This window comes from Streptomyces lushanensis, assembly GCF_001700515.1.
GTDB classification, from domain to species: domain Bacteria; phylum Actinomycetota; class Actinomycetes; order Streptomycetales; family Streptomycetaceae; genus Streptomyces; species Streptomyces lushanensis.
In genome coordinates this window covers 13745-31287 of the sequence record NZ_MAUD01000088.1, presented here as the reverse complement: position 1 = coordinate 31287, position 17543 = coordinate 13745, and the positions used below count along the sequence as shown (strand labels likewise).

Annotated in this window: 11 protein-coding genes and 1 pseudogene; 5 read left to right on the top strand and 7 right to left on the bottom strand. The window is 67.7% G+C overall.

Features of this window, described 5'->3' with window-relative positions:
- Positions 1 to 158 precede the first annotated feature (158 nt).
- The 6 genes from BFF77_RS35110 to BFF77_RS32980 all read right to left on the bottom strand — a co-directional run bounded on the left by BFF77_RS35110 (position 159) and on the right by BFF77_RS32980 (position 4529).
- Positions 159 to 548 (bottom strand): hypothetical protein, encoded by a 390-nt coding sequence (locus BFF77_RS35110; protein ID WP_141698394.1) that lies wholly within the window; start codon positions 546 to 548, stop codon positions 159 to 161.
- 616 nt (positions 549 to 1164) lie between these two features.
- Positions 1165 to 1452 carry a DUF7848 domain-containing protein gene (locus BFF77_RS08520; protein ID WP_066945787.1) on the bottom strand — a complete coding sequence of 96 codons (288 nt, stop codon included), beginning with the start codon at positions 1450 to 1452 and terminating at the stop codon, positions 1165 to 1167.
- On the bottom strand, positions 1445 to 1597 hold the full coding sequence (locus BFF77_RS38130) for a hypothetical protein (RefSeq protein ID WP_425424356.1): 153 nt from the start codon (positions 1595 to 1597) through the stop codon (positions 1445 to 1447). The genes BFF77_RS08520 and BFF77_RS38130 overlap by 8 nt, the downstream gene beginning before the upstream one ends.
- The gene (locus tag BFF77_RS38125; protein WP_425424355.1) at positions 1594 to 1800 is read right to left on the bottom strand and encodes a hypothetical protein; all 207 of its coding nucleotides are present in this window, start codon (positions 1798 to 1800) and stop codon (positions 1594 to 1596) included. The genes BFF77_RS38130 and BFF77_RS38125 overlap by 4 nt, the downstream gene beginning before the upstream one ends.
- A gap of 157 nt (positions 1801 to 1957) precedes the next feature.
- A complete protein-coding gene (locus BFF77_RS08510; RefSeq protein WP_066945784.1) occupies positions 1958 to 3205 on the bottom strand; it encodes a helix-turn-helix domain-containing protein in 1248 nt (415 codons plus the stop codon).
- Positions 3206 to 3731: 526 nt separating this feature from the next.
- On the bottom strand, positions 3732 to 4529 hold the full coding sequence (locus BFF77_RS32980; protein WP_169922636.1) for a GntR family transcriptional regulator: 798 nt from the start codon (positions 4527 to 4529) through the stop codon (positions 3732 to 3734).
- A gap of 45 nt (positions 4530 to 4574) precedes the next feature.
- Here BFF77_RS32980 and BFF77_RS35515 point away from each other — a divergent pair, with 45 nt between their 5' ends.
- The 5 genes and pseudogenes from BFF77_RS35515 to BFF77_RS08480 all read left to right on the top strand — a co-directional run bounded on the left by BFF77_RS35515 (position 4575) and on the right by BFF77_RS08480 (position 8765).
- A complete protein-coding gene (locus BFF77_RS35515; RefSeq protein WP_342671213.1) occupies positions 4575 to 4889 on the top strand; it encodes a hypothetical protein in 315 nt (104 codons plus the stop codon).
- 36 nt (positions 4890 to 4925) lie between these two features.
- Complete coding sequence (locus BFF77_RS08495; protein ID WP_066945779.1) at positions 4926 to 5669, top strand: DUF2637 domain-containing protein; 744 nt, start codon at positions 4926 to 4928, stop codon at positions 5667 to 5669.
- Positions 5670 to 5819: 150 nt separating this feature from the next.
- Positions 5820 to 7262, top strand: coding sequence for a replication initiator (locus BFF77_RS08490; protein ID WP_066945777.1), 1443 nt, complete (start codon positions 5820 to 5822; stop codon positions 7260 to 7262).
- Positions 7259 to 7483: a helix-turn-helix domain-containing protein gene (locus tag BFF77_RS08485; RefSeq protein ID WP_211280184.1), complete on the top strand. Its 225-nt coding sequence runs from the start codon at positions 7259 to 7261 to the stop codon at positions 7481 to 7483. Before BFF77_RS08490 ends, BFF77_RS08485 begins: the two co-directional genes overlap by 4 nt.
- Positions 7483 to 8765, top strand: a pseudogene (locus BFF77_RS08480) (tyrosine-type recombinase/integrase). Before BFF77_RS08485 ends, BFF77_RS08480 begins: the two are co-directional and overlap by 1 nt.
- Positions 8766 to 9516: 751 nt before the next feature.
- Here BFF77_RS08480 and BFF77_RS08475 read toward each other — a convergent pair.
- Positions 9517 to 17166: a ricin-type beta-trefoil lectin domain protein gene (locus BFF77_RS08475; protein WP_066945774.1), complete on the bottom strand. Its 7650-nt coding sequence runs from the start codon at positions 17164 to 17166 to the stop codon at positions 9517 to 9519.
- Positions 17167 to 17543: the final 377 nt, after the last annotated feature.

Here is a 17543-nt window from a genome sequence, read left to right as displayed (position 1 = left end):
CAACTTTGTTAGTGCTATCCAGTGCGAGAGTTGCAGGGTCGGGGCGTGAGGCTACACCTCACCCGCCAGTCAACATTCGAATGGTGCGATCTCTGAAAGTTCGAATTTGATCACCTTCAACCCTCAGGAAAATTTCGACAGCATCGTAACTCCATTAGCTACGTTGCGCTGCCGCCTTCCGGCCAGTCGGCGTGACTCGGCGGCCTGACTAGAGAGCCAATCACAGAATCGGCAGATTCATTTACCAGAAGAATTACCCTCCACCCACCACCTCGCACGGCGAGTACTCCAACCGATTCTTTGGCTTCACTCAGCGCATCAAAGAACCCGCTCCAGCCGAAGCTCCCCTCACGAAATTCTTTGATCGACTCGTATCGATAGCGATACGTAGGCCCGAGCGTGGCAGCAGACCCCATCCCGATGGCAACACTCTCTTCAAGGCCGTCAATGATCACCTCAAGGGCCTCACGAGGAACCATCCTTATCGCCTCACAGCTAGATGTGAGAACGGCTTCTGTAATTCTCTCTCTTGCGACTTTGAGCAGCATGAAGATCCTCTCTATCTAACCGGTGCCAGCACCAGGCCATACCGCCCGCGGAGTCCCACGCATCTCACCCTGGACGATGACCTCGAACTCACCTCTAAGATCCGGATCCCCCCAAGGTTCATCGTTTGGGTGAACATGGAATCTGCCAGCAGGAATAGTTGACTTGAGAACGACTCCGTTTCCACCACCTTTTGCAGCAGCCCTAAGTGCAGCCGCTTCCGAGGTGGTCCAACTCGTATAGTCACTATCAGTTAGACCAAGATGGTGCATCTCAGGAGTGGAATCTCCACCGCGTGGCCGCGCAATCCCCTCAACTGCATCGTCAAACGCAGGATTCAGCTCGCCAGTCTCGCCGCTGATCTCTGAGACTCCTCGATAAACAGTGGTGCCGCCGTTGCAATTGTGTACCAGAACCGGCGTGCCACCTGCCAGCACATAATACGTGTGCTACGCGACCCCTCTCTATCTGCGTATTCGCAGATCAGCGGCGGTTTCGGGTTCCGCTGGTGTCCGTGGTTGTGCGGGGGAAACCGTGGGTGTTGCCGTCGCTACTGCCGTCAGGAGCGCGGGGTGCACGATGGTGCTGCCGCTGGCGCGGTGTCGGCGCACAGGGACTTTACTGCCACGCTCCGAGCTCGGCACGAAGTATGGCTCGGACGGTTTGCTCGTAGTGCTGGTGGCCGGTCTGGGCGCAGTGTCCGGCGATCCAGCGGGTCACCTCATCCAGGGTGTGCAGGGTGCCGGATGTGGCGCCGCAGCTGCGTTCCTCGCCGGTGACGCAGAGCGCCGTGAAGGCCGGCAGAAGCAGGGAATCAGGGACGGTGGTCACGTGGTACTCGCGGAATCGGTAGCGGCCGCGGGCGATGCCGCGCGCCGGTACGTCTGCGTTCTTTGCGTCAGTCATCGCCGCCCCCTCCTTCCTCCTCTGCTTCGTCCTCCGGGTCCGGGATGCGCTGCCCCCGCGAGTCGGCGACCCGGAGCACGTCGGCCAGGGCCTCGGTCAACCGGCAAGCCAGCCAGCGGTATTCGGTGGCCGACAGGATCTTCACGCCGGGGGCCGCGCGTCGCGGGCGTACTCCAGCAGCTCCTTGCCCATACCGATCTGCACCGACTCGATGTTGTCGGCGAGGTTGGCAAGGTAGCCGCGACCGTCGGTACTGAGGTAGCACAGCTTCCCCTCGGGAGTGGTCCACGGCAGCAGACGCGGGCCTGTCAGTCCTGCTGCCGCGTCGTGGAGATCCCTGCGGCGCATGCGGTCCGCGTCGCTCCTGGGCTGATTCACCGTGTACCCCCGGACCTGGGTCGCTGATAGAGACACAAAGTCCGTAGGTACTTACCGACCGTCACCCCAAGTACGCGTCACGACAGTTGGTGACACGCGGTGCGGAAAGTGTTGCGTTGCGTGGCAGTTAGCCGACGACACCCAGGTGGTCGGCCATCTCACGCATGTCGGCGGTGAGGGTGCGCTTGCGCTTCTTGAGGATCTCCTGCATCGTCTCGGCGGCCATCCGCTGATGCCGAAGCCATTCCGGGGAGGCATGGCGAACGCCTGCTAACTCGTCCATGGCCGTCGTCAGGTCGCCGGTGCGGGCATGGGCGCGGGCCACATCGAGGCGGTGACGGTTCCAGTTGTCGTCACTGGGCCTGCCGGTGTGCTTCCACGCCTTGGGGGACATGGCGTCCTCGCTGGACTTGCGGACGACGGTGCGGGCGTCGCCCAGGACCATGGCGTCCTCGACGCCTTTCATGCCGACGGTGAGCGGTCCGAAGGTGGTCCAGTGCCGGAAGAACGATCCGGTGTGTTCCCGTCCCACGGCGGCTGCGGCGGTGGTGGCCACCCGGTGGTACTGGCGGGCTTCCTGGGGGCGGTTGTTGCGGCCTGCGGCTGCGGCGGCGCGCAGGGCGAGCCATCCCCACGCCGCGCATTCGTCCGGTGTCGCGCGGGAGAGCCTCGGTTCGATCACATCGGCAGTCTGAGCGGCGAGTTGTTCGGCTTCGTCCAGGCGGCCCTGGCGCAGCAGGAGCCAGCACATGCCGATGACGCCGGAGGCCGCGGTGAGCGTGTCGCTGGTGCGACGGGCGTCGGTGATCGCGTGGGACAGGGCGGTGTAGGCGAGGTCGTACTGGCGTACCTGGGTCAGGTAGCGGCCGGCCAGTTGCATCGCCTCTGCGCGGGCCAGGAGGGCCTGGTGGTGTTCTTCGCCGTGGTCGAAGTGGGCAACTGCGGTGTTGGCGTCGCGCAGGAGGGCGGGCAGTTGGGAGGCGACGCTCTTGTAGCTGTCGGAGTGGTAGAGGACCGCGCCGTCGTGGACGGTTCGGCGGAAGCGCCGCAGGTTCGGTTCTTCCTCAGCCCGCTCGCCATCCGTGTCGGCCAGTCCCACGGGTGGGGTGAGGGCCGCGCGGAGCTGGATCAGGTTGACCCGGTTCGGGTCCTCTCCCCGTCCCACGGGCTGTGGGGCGTCCGGCGCCAGCAGGGTCGCGGTGGTCACGTTCAGTGCACGGGCGAGGGTGTGCAGGGTCTCCATGCGGACGGTGCCGCCCTGTTCGACCTTGCGTACGGTGCCCGGCGATACGCCGGCGGTGTGGGCCAGTTCCTCCTGGCTCATCCCCGCGCGGCGCCGGTACTTGCGGACGTTGTCGGCCAGGTCCGTAGTCATCAACTCACCACCTCCCACCCCACGGTACGCCGGGAGAACAACCGGCGGGCCGGGCTCCGGCAGGAACCGAGCCTGAGTGGGAGGGGTCCCTCGTCGGTCGGGCAGCTTCGCCGTGCCAGGGTTCCCCGGGGGCCGCCAAGGCTCACCTCGTGACGCGTGCGCTCGGCCTTGGCGGCCCCCGAGGGTTCCTGGTACGCCTCTGGTGACCGGACGGCGAGGGACCCCTCCCGCGACCTACGACCCCACACCACGACGAAGCCGCGCTCGCACACGGCCCCCTGCCCCTCGGAGGGAGGGCCGGGGTCTGGGGCAGAGCCCCGGAAAGGTCTTCGCTGTGCTGGTTGTTGCGCGCCCGGACCGGCGGGGCCGACGGCAAGCGGGGCGGAGACAGGAGCGGGCGGCGGCCCCGCAGGGCCGGAGCGCGCGCGGGCCGCGCCAGCGGGCCGCCTTGATCAAGAAAAAACTCTGAACAACTCACTCACTGCGACGGCTGGACTTGGCCGCCTGACGGGATGTGGACCGCTTGTCAGCGGCGCTTCTTCGCCTGGGAGAGCTTGTCATCGAGTTCATTGCGGGCTGCTGCGGGGTCATCGTGGAGCGGTGGCGCAAGTTGGCCTCGGCGGGCTAGTTCGCGGGTGATCTTCCGCCCCTTCTCGACTGCCGCCTTGTACGCGTCGCGGGTTCGGTTGAGCTCGTCGTGGAGTTGGCTGGCGAGCGCCTTGAGCTCGGCGTCGGAAAGGTGTGAGAACTCGCCGGCCGCACTCCGGGCCTGGCGTTCGAGCTCCTCGCGCTGGAGGTGCTGAACGACTTTGGAGCTGTAGTGCTTGCCCGGCATGGGGGCGGTGCGGACGAAGACGCCACGTCCCTTGACCGCGTAGATCAGTCCCTCGCTCTTCAGGAGGCGGAGGGCGTTCTGCGCGGTGGAGTTGGCGATACCGAACCGCTCTTGCAGCTCACGCGCCGAGGGAAGTTGACTGCCCGGAGGGAAGACCCCTTCTTCAATCTCTTCGCGCAGGGTGTCCGCTGTTCGGACGAAGGGAGGACGGTTGTCCTCGGCTCGGGCCGAGCGCCACCCGGGCGGGAAGGGGCCATCCTCATCCGCCTGCCCGTCGACCTCCCGCCCCTCGATGTCCTTCTCGTCGAGAGGCAGGCTGACGTAACTGCCCCGGCCGAGCACGGAGTAGACCAGCCCCTCCTGCCGCAGGACGCGCAGGGCGTTTTGAACGGTGGAGCTGGCGACGCCGAACCGCTCTTGCAGGTCACGTGCCGACGGCAGGCGCTCGCCGGGCTGGAGTTCGCCGCTGAGGATGGCGGCCCGCAGCACTTCGGCAGCGCCACCGGCGACGCCATCCCGACCTTCATCCGCGACGTGTGCCCCATCGGGCTGTCCTTCGCGCAGAAGACCGTGGAAGCCGCGGTGGCCGCCCTGGGCGACGACACCCGCAACTGGCCCGACGCCAGCCCGGTCACCTTGCAGGACCCCGCCTACGTCGGCGTGGCGGTGATGGCGATGCAGGGCCGCCCCGGCTACACCCGCATCCGCACCCCCTACGTCTCCGACGCCGACGCGGCCCGCGTCGCCGAAGCCACCTCGCACCTGACCGCCGACCCGGACCTGTGCCTGGACGCCCTCCTCCGCTCGACCGGCCGGACGGCACCACCCTCGCCCACGCTCGCCAAGTGAGACCGAACATCCAACGTCGGAAAGGAGGTTGAGGACATGGCGGAGGAACGGTTCACCCGGCGCACCGTGACCATGGTCATGGCGGTCATCGCGGCCCTGGCCTTCGTCTTCTCCTTCGGCAACGTCTGGGCCCTCGCCCTACGCCTTGGCGTCCCCCACCCGATCGCGCCACTGATCGCGCCCATGGTGGACCTGTCCGTCGTCGGGCTCCTGGTAGCCCTGCGCTTCCTGGCCCTGCGCGGTGTACCGAAGGCGGAGTTGCGGGCCGGCACCCGGCTGCTGCACCTGTGCGGCCTGCTCACCCTCGCGCTGAACACCGCCGAACCGCTGTTGGCCGGACGCTACGGACGTGCCTGCCTGGACACCGTCGCCCCACTCCTGCTCCTCGGCTGGGGCCACGTCGGCCCCGCCTTCCTCGCCCAGTTCCACGCCCTCACCCGCCCCAACCCGCGCCTGGAGGCCGCCGCCGCCCTTGCCACCGATCCGGTGCCCGACGTCGCTCCATCGCCCGAATCGGCACCCTCGACTCCCGCCCCGCAGATCGCCGCCTCCATGATCGAGGAGCTGCAGCCCGATCCGGCTGCCGCTCCGCCGGTCGCCGTCACCACGACGGGCCGACCTACTTCCGGCCCTGCCCTTCCGGCCGCCCTGCTGGGCGCGGCCCGGCGTATCGCGGACACCCACCGCGCCGAGCACGGAACACCGATCACCGCCGCCCACCTGGGCACACGCATGGGCATCGCCCTGCCGGTGGCCACCACCGCACTCGCTCAGCTCTGAGCCCCGGCCCCCACCGGCCACATCCCCCTTGCTGAACCCACGCCCGCCCCTGGGCCTGGTTCGCCATGCCCCGAACAGCACCAACACGCCCTCTGGCTTCGCTGGTTGCTGCTCGGGGCCGCCCACCCGAACAGAAGGGACACGGCCCGAATGGTCACTCGGGACCTGCGCCACGTGGCAAGCCCCGCCGTACGGGACCTGCTCCACCTGGTCAATCACCCCGACTTCAACCGCGCGCAGCAGCAGATCGAACGTCTCGGCGGCTGCGCCGAACCCATCCGCCTGACCGGACAGACCATCACCGTCGACACCACAACCGGCGCAGTCCTTCGTGCCTATACCTCCTCCGACGAGCCGACGGGCAGCCTGCTCACCACGTGCGGCAACCGCCGCTCTTCCCGTTGCCCGGCCTGCTCCCGCCTCTACGCCGCCGACACCTATCACCTCATCCGCGCCGACCTCTCCGGCGGCAAGAACGTCCCCGACACCGTCCGCACCCACCCCCGCGTCTTCGCCACCCTCACCGCACCCTCCTTCGGCCACGTCCACAACCGCCCCACCACCCCCGGCGGCGACACCAGGCCGTGCCGCTGCCACCAGCTCCACGAACCCACGGACGCCCTGCTGGGCACGCCGCTGAACCCTGCGACGTACGACTACGCGGGTGCGGTCCTGTTCAACGCCCACGCCGGAGCCCTGTGGGCCCGCTTCACCACCTACCTGCGCCGCGAACTCGCCGCCCGGCTCGGCCTCACCCAGAAGGCCGCCCGCGCCATGCTGCGGATCTCCTTCGCCAAGGTCGCCGAGTACCAAAAGCGCGGCCTGGTCCACTTCCACGCCGTCATCCGGCTCGACGGCCCCGACGGCAGCACCCAGCCCCCGCCGCCGTACGCCACCGTGGCCGTGCTCACCGCCGCCGTACGCGCCGCCGCACCGCGCGCCCGCATCTCCGTCGCCTCGGACGCGATCGGGGAACGCCAACTCGGCTGGGGCCAGCAGCTCGACGTACGCGAGATCGCCGCCTTCGGTGCTGACGCCGAACTCACCGACCAGGCCGTGGCCGCCTACGTGGCAAAGTACGCCACCAAGTCCGCCGACGCCTCCGGCACCCTCGACCACGCCCTGTACTGCCGCCCCTGCCAGGGGCGCGGCGCCACCCTCCTGCCCCACGGAACCCCGCTCCCCTGCACCGCCTGCGACGGCACCGGACAGGCCCGGCCTCTGCCCCGGCTCGCCGTCGCACGCCACGTCCGGCAGATGATCCGCACCTGCTGGGAGCTGGGCAAGCTGCCCGAGTTCGCCGAACTCAAGCTCTGGAAGTGGGCCCACATGCTCGGCTTCCGAGGCCACTTCTCCACCAAGTCCCGCCGCTACTCCACCACCCTCGGCACGCTGCGCGCCGGCCGCCGCACATGGCGCACCGAACAGGCCCACGCCGGCCTCCCCGAACTTGACCCGACAACCACTCTCGTCGTCGGCCACTGGGCCTACCAGGGCTCGGGCTACAGCCCCGGCGGCGCGCTCCTCGCGGCCCACGTCTGGCACCGCCGGGAACTGAAACGCCGGTTCATCGCCGAAGGGGGCTGCGGATGAACGCGCAGGAACCCGCCCCGACCCGGCGGGGACTGAGTACGCCGGAAGAACTGCTGACCGTGCCCCAGGTCATGGCCCGCCTCCAACTCGGCCGCTCCGCCGTCTACGACCTGCTCCGCACCCGACAGCTCGCCTCGATCACCCTCGGCCGCGCCCGCCGAATCCCCGCCCACGCCCTCACCGACTTCATCCGCACCCGCCTCGAACAGGAAGCCGCCTGATGACCACGCCCCGCCCCGCCTCATCCCGCCGCACTCGCTCCCGCGCCAACGGCGACGGAACCGTCTACCAGCGCAAGGACAGCCGTTGGGAAGCCGCCGGATACGTCCTCGCCCCCGGCAACACCCGCAAGCGCATCCGCGTCTACGGCACCACCCGCAAAGACGCCCTGGCCAAGCTCACCGAGAAGATCGCCGCCAGCAACCGCGGCCTGCCCGTCGCGGCGGCCGACATCACCCTCAGCGCGTACCTGAAGTACTGGCTGAACGGCGTCGCCATCCACCAGGTACGGGAGAACACCCACACCCGATACGCCGCCTGCGTCCGCCTCCATCTCAACCCCGGCCTCGGGCCAAGAAGCTCGCCCGCCTCACCGCCCGCGACGTCCGCACCTTCCTCGACCGCCGCCGCGCCACCTGCCAGTGCTGCACCCAGGGGCGGGACACCGACCGGCGCTCCTGCTGCGCCATCGGCCAGTGCTGCAACAAGCGGCTCTCCCCGCTGACCGTGACCTACGTCCACTCGGTCCTCAAGTCCGCCCTGGAGCACGCCGTCCGCGAAGACGACCTTCCCCGCAACGTCGCCCGTAACGTCAAGAGCCCCGCACCCCGCCCTCGGCGCTTCAAGCCCTTCACCGCGAGCGAGGCCCGGCAGTTCCTCCACGCAGCCAGCAGCGACCGGCTCCACGCCCTGTACGAACTCGCCCTGCGCACCGGACTCCGCAAGGGCGAACTCCTCGGGCTGCACTGGGACGACCTCGATCTCGACAGTGGCACCGCCAGCATCCACCGCTCCCTCCAGCACACCCCCACCGGCGGCCTGACCATCCTTCACACCAAGACCCGCGCCTCCGAACGCCGCATCGCCCTCCCCACCGAATGCATCAACTCCCTCAAGACCCACCAGGAACGACAGCAGGAAGAACGTGGGGCAGCCGGAACGGGCTGGACGGACAGCGGGCTCGTCTTCACCACCTCGAAGGGCAGACCGCTCGACCCCACCAACCTCACCCGCCGCTTCCGCTGTCTCCTCCACAGCGCAGGACTCCGGACGATCCGCTTCCACGATTTCCGCCACTCGACCGCGACCCTGCTCCTGGAACAGGGCATCGACCTCGTCGTCATCAAGGAACTCCTCGGCCACGCCCACATCGGCGTCACCGCCGGCGTCTACGCCCACGTACGACTCCGCCTCCAGCGCCAAGCCATTGACACCCTCAACGAAGCACTCGGCCAGGCCGACGACGACCCTGAAGACCCATCCATCGCAGCCGTCGTCCACTGACGTTGCCGTCACCGTTGCCGTCAAAGCCCCGAAGGCCCGCCGGAAGCATTCCGGCGGGCCTTCGGCAGATCCTCGGCGACATCAAATCCGACGGAGGTCAGTCTGCTCATCCCTGAACATCGACACCACCCCTACCATCGGAGATGTCTCGAACATTCCGAGAAAATTAGCCAGCGTCTCGCAATTCTTCAATCGAGGCAGAAATTAGGCCTAGATTCCCCTCTAGCCCGGCTAGCCCTTGAGCACTCTCCAGGAAATATACGGACCGAGACCTAAGCTCGCTACTAAATAGCCCACACATGAGAATTAGGTCGATACAAGCCGTACGAGAATCAAGCGTTGCGCTCGTTTCAAGAATCTCAACGTAGGCCGGATATCCTAGGCTGATCTCTTTCATGCACTCCGCTTCGGACGCCGGGCCGTATACGCCCGGATCCTCCTCGCTCACCACGGCGGCCGAAATATCCGAGAGAAGCCCTAGAATTAGATCTTCAGAATAGTCCGAGCAGCGCCATAGGCAATGAACGAGACTAGACGCCAAGGCGGTTGAGGCTTCACATAGAAGTCCTTGCGCAAATGCGACCTGCTCTACCCGGCGCGCAGCGCCCACCGCAACCTCCCGGCTGCCAGCGCGGGAAAGGTCCCAGAGAGCATCCCTGAGTATACGAGCATCACCAGAGACTCCTTGGAGTGATCCCCAGGAATGCCGTCTCAGTTCAAGGTCCATATCGGCCCCAACCACCCTTAAGCGTTATTCATCGAAGAGTCTCAATACGTCTGAATCGAACACTGTACCCGCCCCCTTGAACCCACTACGTCCGAACTGGCCTTCGCATGAGACGCAGATATTGATCGGCGCCCCAGTCCGAGGCCTTACGGCAGTAGTGAATACAATCTTCGACGGGTCGCCTCCGAGCTGATTGACAACGCAAGTCTCTGCGCAGACACCCTTAGACGATGCACCTGCGGCGTACTGTCCGGTCTCCGAATTGTATCCAGCCGTGACAGTGGCTGGCCTCTTCCTATTGGAGAGCTGGGCCATTTCTCCGGCGTACTCATCTCGAAGCCCTTCCGCCTTCGACATGAGTTCATCTGGACCCAGACCTGCACCATCTCGGGGACCCGTTCCGCAATTGTGAACGAGTACAGAAGTGGCCCCTGCCACCACATAATACGTGTGCAGGTCGCTGACCGTGAGGTTGTGGACGGTGGCTTTCTGGGTCGTCCAGCGCTCGAGCGCGGTGATCTGAACGTACGTGCCGGCGCTGGTGCGGAGCCATTGGCCCGGCTTCAGGGCGGTGGCATCGATCCACTCGTGCAGTTCGGGGACCCAGAAGGGGTGGCCCTCGGTCGCGGTGACCGTCGCTGTCCGGTCACCCTGGGCGCCGTCGGTGTCGACGCTCACCTTGACGAGGTGCTTGACACCCTCCCCGCTGATCTCCGCCGTGACCGTCTCCACCGCGGTCTCGCCGGTCTCGGGGTCGGTGGCCAGGACCTTGTCGCCGTTCTCGACGTCCTCGATCGGCTTGGTGGTGCCGTCGGCCATCAGGACCATCGTGCCGGGCGTGAAGCTGTTCTTTTCCTCCGAGCAGCCCGCGCCGCCGCCGGGCGACTGTTTGCCTGCCTGCGGCTTGGCGGCAGGCTTCGCGGCCGCCGCCTTCTTCGTCTTCTGGACCGCGTTGCCGGTCTTCTGCGCGGCCTTCTTCGCCTGTCTCGTGGCGGCCTGCTGCGCCTTCTTCTTTATCTGTGCCGCCAGAGCCGCTGCCCGCTTCTTCGCCTCCTTGGCCTTCTGGGCCAGCTCCCGGGCCTTCCGCGCCAACTCGATGATCTTGCGGGCCTTCTCCTTGGCCTTCATCCAGGCGTTGACGGCCCCGGCGATCCGGGCAGCCGCCTTGAGGATCGAGGGGATCTTGAAAACCTTGGTCCACGGGATGGCCTGGACGAACAGGCTGCCGCACGCCCACAGATCGCCCCGGGAGAAGCAGCCCACCACGTCGTTCCAGCCGACGAACTCCTTCAGCGCGGCCCAGCCGACGGACAGGATGATGTCGGACAGAGACGTGTTCAACTGCCGCTTCGCCCAGGCCTCGTCGCCCGCCGACGGGCCGCCGCCACCCCCGCCGCCGGCACTCTCCGAGGCCAGGCCCGACGGGTCCGCGAACGTCACCGGATTGTTCTCGCAGTACACGTACCCGTTCATCTGCACGGGATCGGCCAGGTCCAGCACCGGATCCACGGACAGGAACCGGCCCGTGACCGGGTCGTACTCCCGCGCCCCCAGATGCACCAGGCCGCCGCCGCTGTCGTCGTCGCCGCCCACGTAGGAGCGGTCCGAGCGCCAACCGCCGCTCTCGGCACGCTCGTTGCCGAACGGGTCGGTCTTGGAGAACTGGACCCTGTTGCCCTCTGCGAGCGCCACATTGATGTACGCCGTGCCGTTCTGGTCCGCGATCTGGACCGACTGCGCCGCCGCACCGTTGCCGGTCGCGTGCCGCATCACCGTGGGCGCGCCCGGCTGCGCGTAGTAACGCTCGACCGAGGCCTGAGACTTGTCCGCGTTCATCGTGAGCGTCGCGTCACCCAGGTACAGGGTGCGCTCGTTCGCGCCGATCGCCATCAGCCGCTGGCCGGAGGCGTCGTACACGTACTTTGTCCGCTCGTCCGGATTCCACGTCTGCGAACCGGCGGAGTTGCAGGTGTAGAGCTGGAGATCGGTGCCGTTCGCCGAGTTGGAGCCGGGCACGTCCAGGCACTTGTCGGACGACTTGTGCTTCAGCACACCGCCGGACGTGGCCGTCCACTGCTGATTAGCCGCCCCGGTGCAGTCGGCGATCACCACCGCCGTCCCGACAGCGGTGCCCCCGCCCTTCGGCATCGCGCACTTGCCCAGGACCTTCAGCGCACCCGTGGCCGGATCGCCCGAGGAACCGGACGACGAGCGGTCGATGCGCAGTTGCTGCGCCTTCGTCCCGTTGCACTCCCACAACTGCAGCGCGGTGCCGGCGGCCGTGGACGAGGACGACAGGTCCAGACACTTGCCCGCCAGGCCGATCCAGGCCCCCGCCCCGTTCTCACCGAAGCCGGTGACCTGTGCGACCTGCCCGTCCCATGTCCACTCCAGCGCCTGTTCGTCGCCGTCCCAGGTACGGGTCTCGGTGTCGCCCGCGGCGTTGTAGGTCAGCTCCGCCGCCTTCGTGACCCGCGCACCGCTGTCGGCCGTGTACGTGGTCGACATCCCGGTGAGGGTGTGCGGCTGGGTGCCGTCCTCGGCCCCGTACGCGTAGGTCGTCGTGGCGTCCTTCCCGTCGACGAGCCCGGGGTCGTGCTCGACGAGCTTCTCCCTGTTGCCCAGCGCGTCGTACTCGTACGACTGCCAGTAACCGTCCGCCGCGGCCGTGACGTTGGCCGTGCCGTCCGGGTACTTCGGCGCCGCGACCGTCTTGCCCGGCGCGGTGCACGCCGACGGTGCCGTCCACGCCTCGCTCAGTTGTCCCAGCGCGTCGTAGGTGAAGCACTGACGATCCGTCACCCCGTTCACGCGGTCCGCGATCGAGGTGACGTTGCCGGCCGGGTCGTAGGCGTAGGAACGGGCGTTGACCCGGTGATCGGGCACCGTCGTCGTGTCGCTGATCGACTCCCGGTCGACGATGCTCTGCTGCAGCTCACCGCTCGACTCGTCGAACAGGTTCGTCGTCCACACCCGGTTCGGCTGCTCGCCGCTGGTCGTGCGCAGCACCTCGCCGTAGGGCGAGTAGGTCGTCTCCGCCGCGTACCAGTCGTCCCCGGACGTCGAGACCGGCAGGCCGTCCTCGTTGTAACGGACCACCAGCTTCTCGGAGTCCAGCGTGCCCACCTTCGGCAGCGTGACGGATGTCAGCAGGCCCGCCCTCGAGTAGGCGTAGCTGTAGGTGTACGACTTCTCCAGCCCGTACTCGGTGGCCAGCGGCGTCGGCAGCGTGACCGTCTTGCCGGTCGGCTGGTAGTCGGCCGTGTAACCGGTCACGGACGTCGTGTAGCCCTGATTGTCCGTGTACCGGGTCGACTCGGTCGGCAGTCCGAGACCGCCCGGCAGCTTGTCGTACCGGGTGGTCGTCAGGAGCTCACCGGCGGCGTCGTCCTTGTGCTGCTCGACCACGCGGGACAGTTCGTCGTACTTGTTCCACACCGTCACACCGCGCCCGTTCTCCACGGTCACGGGGCGGTCCGCCACGTCGTACGTCGTCTTCGTCGTCCCGGTGTCGGGGTCGGTGGCCACGGTCTGGCGGCCACGCGCGTCGTACGTCCAGGTCCACTGGTTGCCCTCGGAGTCCTCCGCCAGGACCATGTCCCCGCGTGTGTCGTACGTGTACTCCGTGCTGCGGAAGGTCTTGCGGGCCGCGTCCGTGAAGGTGTCCACCCGGACCGTGCGGCCCAGTGCGTCGGAGTAACTGCGCTGCGCCGCCGCGCCCTCGGGTTCGATCACCGTCGAGTTGTCGTAGCCGTACTCGTTCCTCGACGCCTTCTGGGGCTTCGCCACGCCGGCCTCGTACGGCGTCTCCGTCAGCACCCGGCCCAGTCCGTCGTACGCGTACAGCGTCGCGTTCGGCACCTGGGAGTCCGAGTCCAGCTCGAAGGGTATGGTGGACGGCTCGCCGGTGGCGTAGTAGGCATTGTTGGTCTGCGCGATCGTGCCGTTCCTGGTGTAGAGCACGTCCGTGATGAGCCGGCCGTCGCCGACCGCCGGCTCCTGTTTCTGCCGTTCCCGGCCCAGACCGTCGTAGATCACCACGCTGTCCGCGTAGGTGTCCTCGTTGGTCAGCGCCGACGTCACCACCGACACCGGTTGGCCGATCGTGGTGTTGTAGGCGACCTTCACCGCCGGCGCGGTGGCGGTGGTCCCGGTGGCGGCGCCCCAGGTGGCCGTCGTACGACCCAGCGCGTCGTAGGCGTACTCGGTGGTACGGCCGTTGGCGTCGGTCTCCTTCAGCGAGGTGCCGCGTCCCGGCTCCACTTCGGTCGTGGCGGTGTGCCCGAGCTCGTTGGTCGTCACAATCGAGTACACCTGTCCGGAGTCGGGCAGGTACGTGGTGGTGTCGGTCGTTCCCACGGCGTCGTCGGCGGTCTTGACCCGCCCGTAGTCGTCGTAGGTCATCGTGCCGCTGACCGACCAGCCGCCGCCGGTGCCGCTGACGTCCCACGTCTTGGTGGCCTGCCCGACTTCGGGTGTGTCGGCGAACTCCCCGTCGTCGTAGGCGACACGGGAACCCTCGATCCAGTCCTCGGCCGTCGCCGACGCCGCCTGGGCGCACGTGCCCGCCGTGGTCAGCGTCTGCTTGTCCAGGCCGATCAGGTGCTTGGCCGTGTTGTGGACGTAGGACATCACGGTGCACGACTGGTCGTCCGGGTCCGCGGTGTCGCCCTGCGACTCGACCTGGACCGGCAGACCGTAGTCGTCCTCGTACTCGGTGACGGTCTTCGTGGTCCGCCAGGTCGGGTTCCCGCTCGGGGAGTTCGAGGCACGGGTGACGGAGACGCTTTCGGCGTCCTGGACGCGGAATGCCTCGAGCGGCGGGATTCCGTCGCCGCGGGTGCGCGAGGCGAGCAGTGTGGCCGTGGGTCTGTCGACGGAGCGGGTGAGGAGTTCGCCGCCGTTCTCCGTGTAGGTGAGGGTCTCGGCGACCCGGCCCTGGAAGGCCTCCTCGTCCTTGGCTACGGCCTGGCCCGCGGAGTCCTCGACGGTCACCGAGCGGGTGGAGCCGTCCGGCAGCAGGTCACCGTTCATCCCGCGGAAGTAGCGGGTCGCCGACAGGGACTGCCGCGTGCTCGTGTACGGGGTGGCGGAATTCTCCCCGGTGACCGTCTTGACCAGGGAGAAGCCTCGCCACTGGTCGTAGGTACGGGTCTTCTTCTTGGAGAACTCCGCCTGGTTCAGCGCCCAGGCGCCGCCGCCCTCGTCGTCGTAGTCGTAGGACGTGTCGACGTCCGGGACGCCGGTGACGGCCGGCTTCTCCTGGACCGACTCGACGACGTACTTGTTGAACCAGTCGATGGCCTCCTCGCTCTTGTCCGGGTCCGGGTGCCAGTAGACCGGGAAGCACAGCCCGGTGTTGTCCTCAGGCTTCGGGAAGCCGCTGCCCGTCTTGCAGGAGCCCGTCGGTGCCTTGTATTTGACGAGAGTCTCGCCGCCGTACTCGCTGACGACCCGTGCGATACGCAACCGGTCGAAGACCGGGTTCGAGTCGTCGGCGCCCTCCTGCACCCGGTTGGGCATCGACAGGCTGTTCGCGACGAACCGGACCGGGTTGAGGGTCTTGGTGGTCTCTCCGTCGGGTTCGTAGCCGGTGCGGGTGATGGACTCCAGCCACAGCGCGGCGCCCTCGTCCGTCAGGTCGGCGGGCAGCGACTGCTGGAGTGTCCAGCTGTCTACCGGTGTCTGCGCCGTCGAACCCCGGGTGCGCTGGGCCTGCGTGGTGACCTGGGTGAGGCGCTTGCGCGACCAGAAGGTCGGTACGGGGACGAAGCAGTCCTTGCCGGCGGCACCTGAGCAGTACAGATCGGCCGGGGTGTCGTACCAGACGCGGTTCTTGTCGAAGTCGCCGGACGTGAAGTTGGCCTCGGTGCAGACTCCTTCGCCGAAGCAACGTTCGTCGACGGCGAAGTCCACCCGTGCAAGGGGCTCGGCGTCGAACAGTGAACCCTCTTCCTGGCCGTACTTGATGGCTCGGAGGTAGCCGCCCCGGTGGTAGAGCACCGGATCCGCGAACTTCATGTTCTTGGCGTAGTAGTTGTTCTCCCTCCCCCACCACAGCGACATGGCGTGGCCCTGCGGGTCCACGACATAGTCGAGGTTCCAGCGCCAGGCCTGGCCGCAGAAGGAGTCCTCGAACTTCGTCGCGTGGCACGGCTCTTCGGACTGGTTGCCGGCCACCGGAGCCGACAGGACCGAGGCGGTGGTCGCGTCGCCGCTCTCCCAGCCGGGGAGTTTGTTCCGACCGAAGTAGTACTGGGTGCCGTCCCGCGTGGTGACCCGCCAGTACTCGCCGTCCGCGTCCCCGTTGGCCAGGTCGGTGTTCTTCAGCAGTTCCACGCGCGAGCCGTCGCCGCTGGAGGTGACCCAGTTGTCGCCCACGGCATCGGCCTTGTCGGGCAGCACCAGTTCGGTCGTCGTGCCGCCGAGAGTGAGGACCGCGTTGTACGAGCCCCAGCACAGGTCGCTGGTCTTGCGGTTGGTGTTGTTCCCGTCCGTGGTGTCGTCCCGGCAGGCACGGTAGGAACGGGTGATCGATCCGGGGTTGTAGTCCCAGCCGTCGCCGATCCACGAGGGCTGGGTGTTCGTGGCCGACGTACGGCCGTCGACGCCCTGCGAGTTGTAGCCGAAGCCGATCGCCGGCGACGGGCCGCCGGGCACGCCGGGGACCTGGAGGTTGTAGGTGTAGGTGAAGGCACCGGAGTTGCCGCCGGCCGACCACGAGCCGGCGCTGGCCAGCGGGGTGGCGGAGAAGTCGCCCTTGGACCCGCTGCCGGAGTCGGTGGCGAGCAGGACCGAGGCGCCCGAGCCGGCGGCGGCGGTGAGCGCCGTCTGTACCGCGGTGGCCGGGCCGGCCGCCGGGCTCTCGCGGTACAGGATGTCGTCGATCGTGCCCTTGCCCTTGCCCTCGGCGGCTGCGGTCTCGGCCGTGGCGGTCTCACCGGACGCCAGGTCGGCGACGTCCAGGGTGGCGAGGATGCGCCGTTCGCCGCCCTCGGCGGCCGTCTCGACGACGTTCTCGGTGTCCACCGTGGTGGGTTCCGAGCAGCCCTCGGTGTCGGGGGTGGTCAGGAAGCAGGCGGGGAACTGCACGAAGTCCAGGCGGTCCGCCCAGTTGGCGCCGTACAGCTCCGCGAAGTCCGTGTAGTTCAGGGCGACGACGGCTTCACCGGTGGCGTCCGCGGGCGGGGTCACCATCAGGGCCATGCCCTCGACCTCGGCACCGGAGGACGTGGCGATGTCGTCCTGGTCGGCGAGGGTGACCTGCCACTCGCCCTCCAGGGCCGCGGCCTCACCGGTGGTCACACCCTCGGGTGCCCCGAGTTCGACGGGCAGTTCCTGCCCGTCCTCCCCGACGACCGGTACGAGGTCACCAGGGGTGAGGCCGGAGAGCGTCTCCGTGGCGGTGCCGCCCACAGGGGCGGCCGTGGCCGCCGGCTCGTACTCGACGGGGTCCTTGACCAGGGCGGTGGTGAGCTGCTCCAGCTCACCGGCCTTGTCGGGATCGTCCTCCTCGGGCTGCGCCTCGGCGTCCGGCAGGTCCACCAGCTCGACCTCGGTGCGGTCGTCGTTCGGCGGCGGCACCGCGTAGGCCGACGGAAGCGCACCCACCAGCAGCGCCAGGAAGACCGCGGCGATCACCGAACGACGTGCCGCCGCCCGTCTGCGGCGCACGGCACCGTGCCGGAGAAGCCTTCCCCGGCCACACCACGACAGCGGTCGCCACATGACGGCAGCCCCCCACCCTCACCCTGGATTAACCCCGGATCAACCTGAATTCCAGCCGTCACTCCTCACGAAGCGCACGGCTGTCCCACCCCAAATTGCCGGGCCAAATGTATGAGTACGAGTAAAGGCCACGTCAACGTCAACCGGAAGGTGGTGAATTAGATCACACGCCATATCTGACGCATTCGACATTGAATATCGGAAATGCATAGAGTTCAGGATGATGTTGTGAAGATCGCATCCACAAGTCACCGTCAAACGGTCTCTACCGGACACGAGTCCCCAGCCCGCACCCATTGATGGGCCCTTTACCGAAGCTTCAC

Bases quoted from the DNA above. Each gene is read 5' to 3' on its own strand.
- BFF77_RS35110 (WP_141698394.1), bottom strand. From the start codon at position 548: ATGCTGCTCAAAGTCGCAAGAGAGAGAATTACAGAAGCCGTTCTCACA.
- BFF77_RS08520 (WP_066945787.1), bottom strand. From the start codon at position 1,452: ATGACTGACGCAAAGAACGCAGACGTACCGGCGCGCGGCATCGCCCGC.
- BFF77_RS38125 (WP_425424355.1), bottom strand. From the start codon at position 1,800: ATGCGCCGCAGGGATCTCCACGACGCGGCAGCAGGACTGACAGGCCCG.
- BFF77_RS08510 (WP_066945784.1), bottom strand. From the start codon at position 3,205: ATGACTACGGACCTGGCCGACAACGTCCGCAAGTACCGGCGCCGCGCG.
- BFF77_RS08495 (WP_066945779.1), top strand. From the start codon at position 4,926: ATGGCGGAGGAACGGTTCACCCGGCGCACCGTGACCATGGTCATGGCG.
- BFF77_RS08490 (WP_066945777.1), top strand. From the start codon at position 5,820: ATGGTCACTCGGGACCTGCGCCACGTGGCAAGCCCCGCCGTACGGGAC.
- BFF77_RS08485 (WP_211280184.1), top strand. From the start codon at position 7,259: ATGAACGCGCAGGAACCCGCCCCGACCCGGCGGGGACTGAGTACGCCG.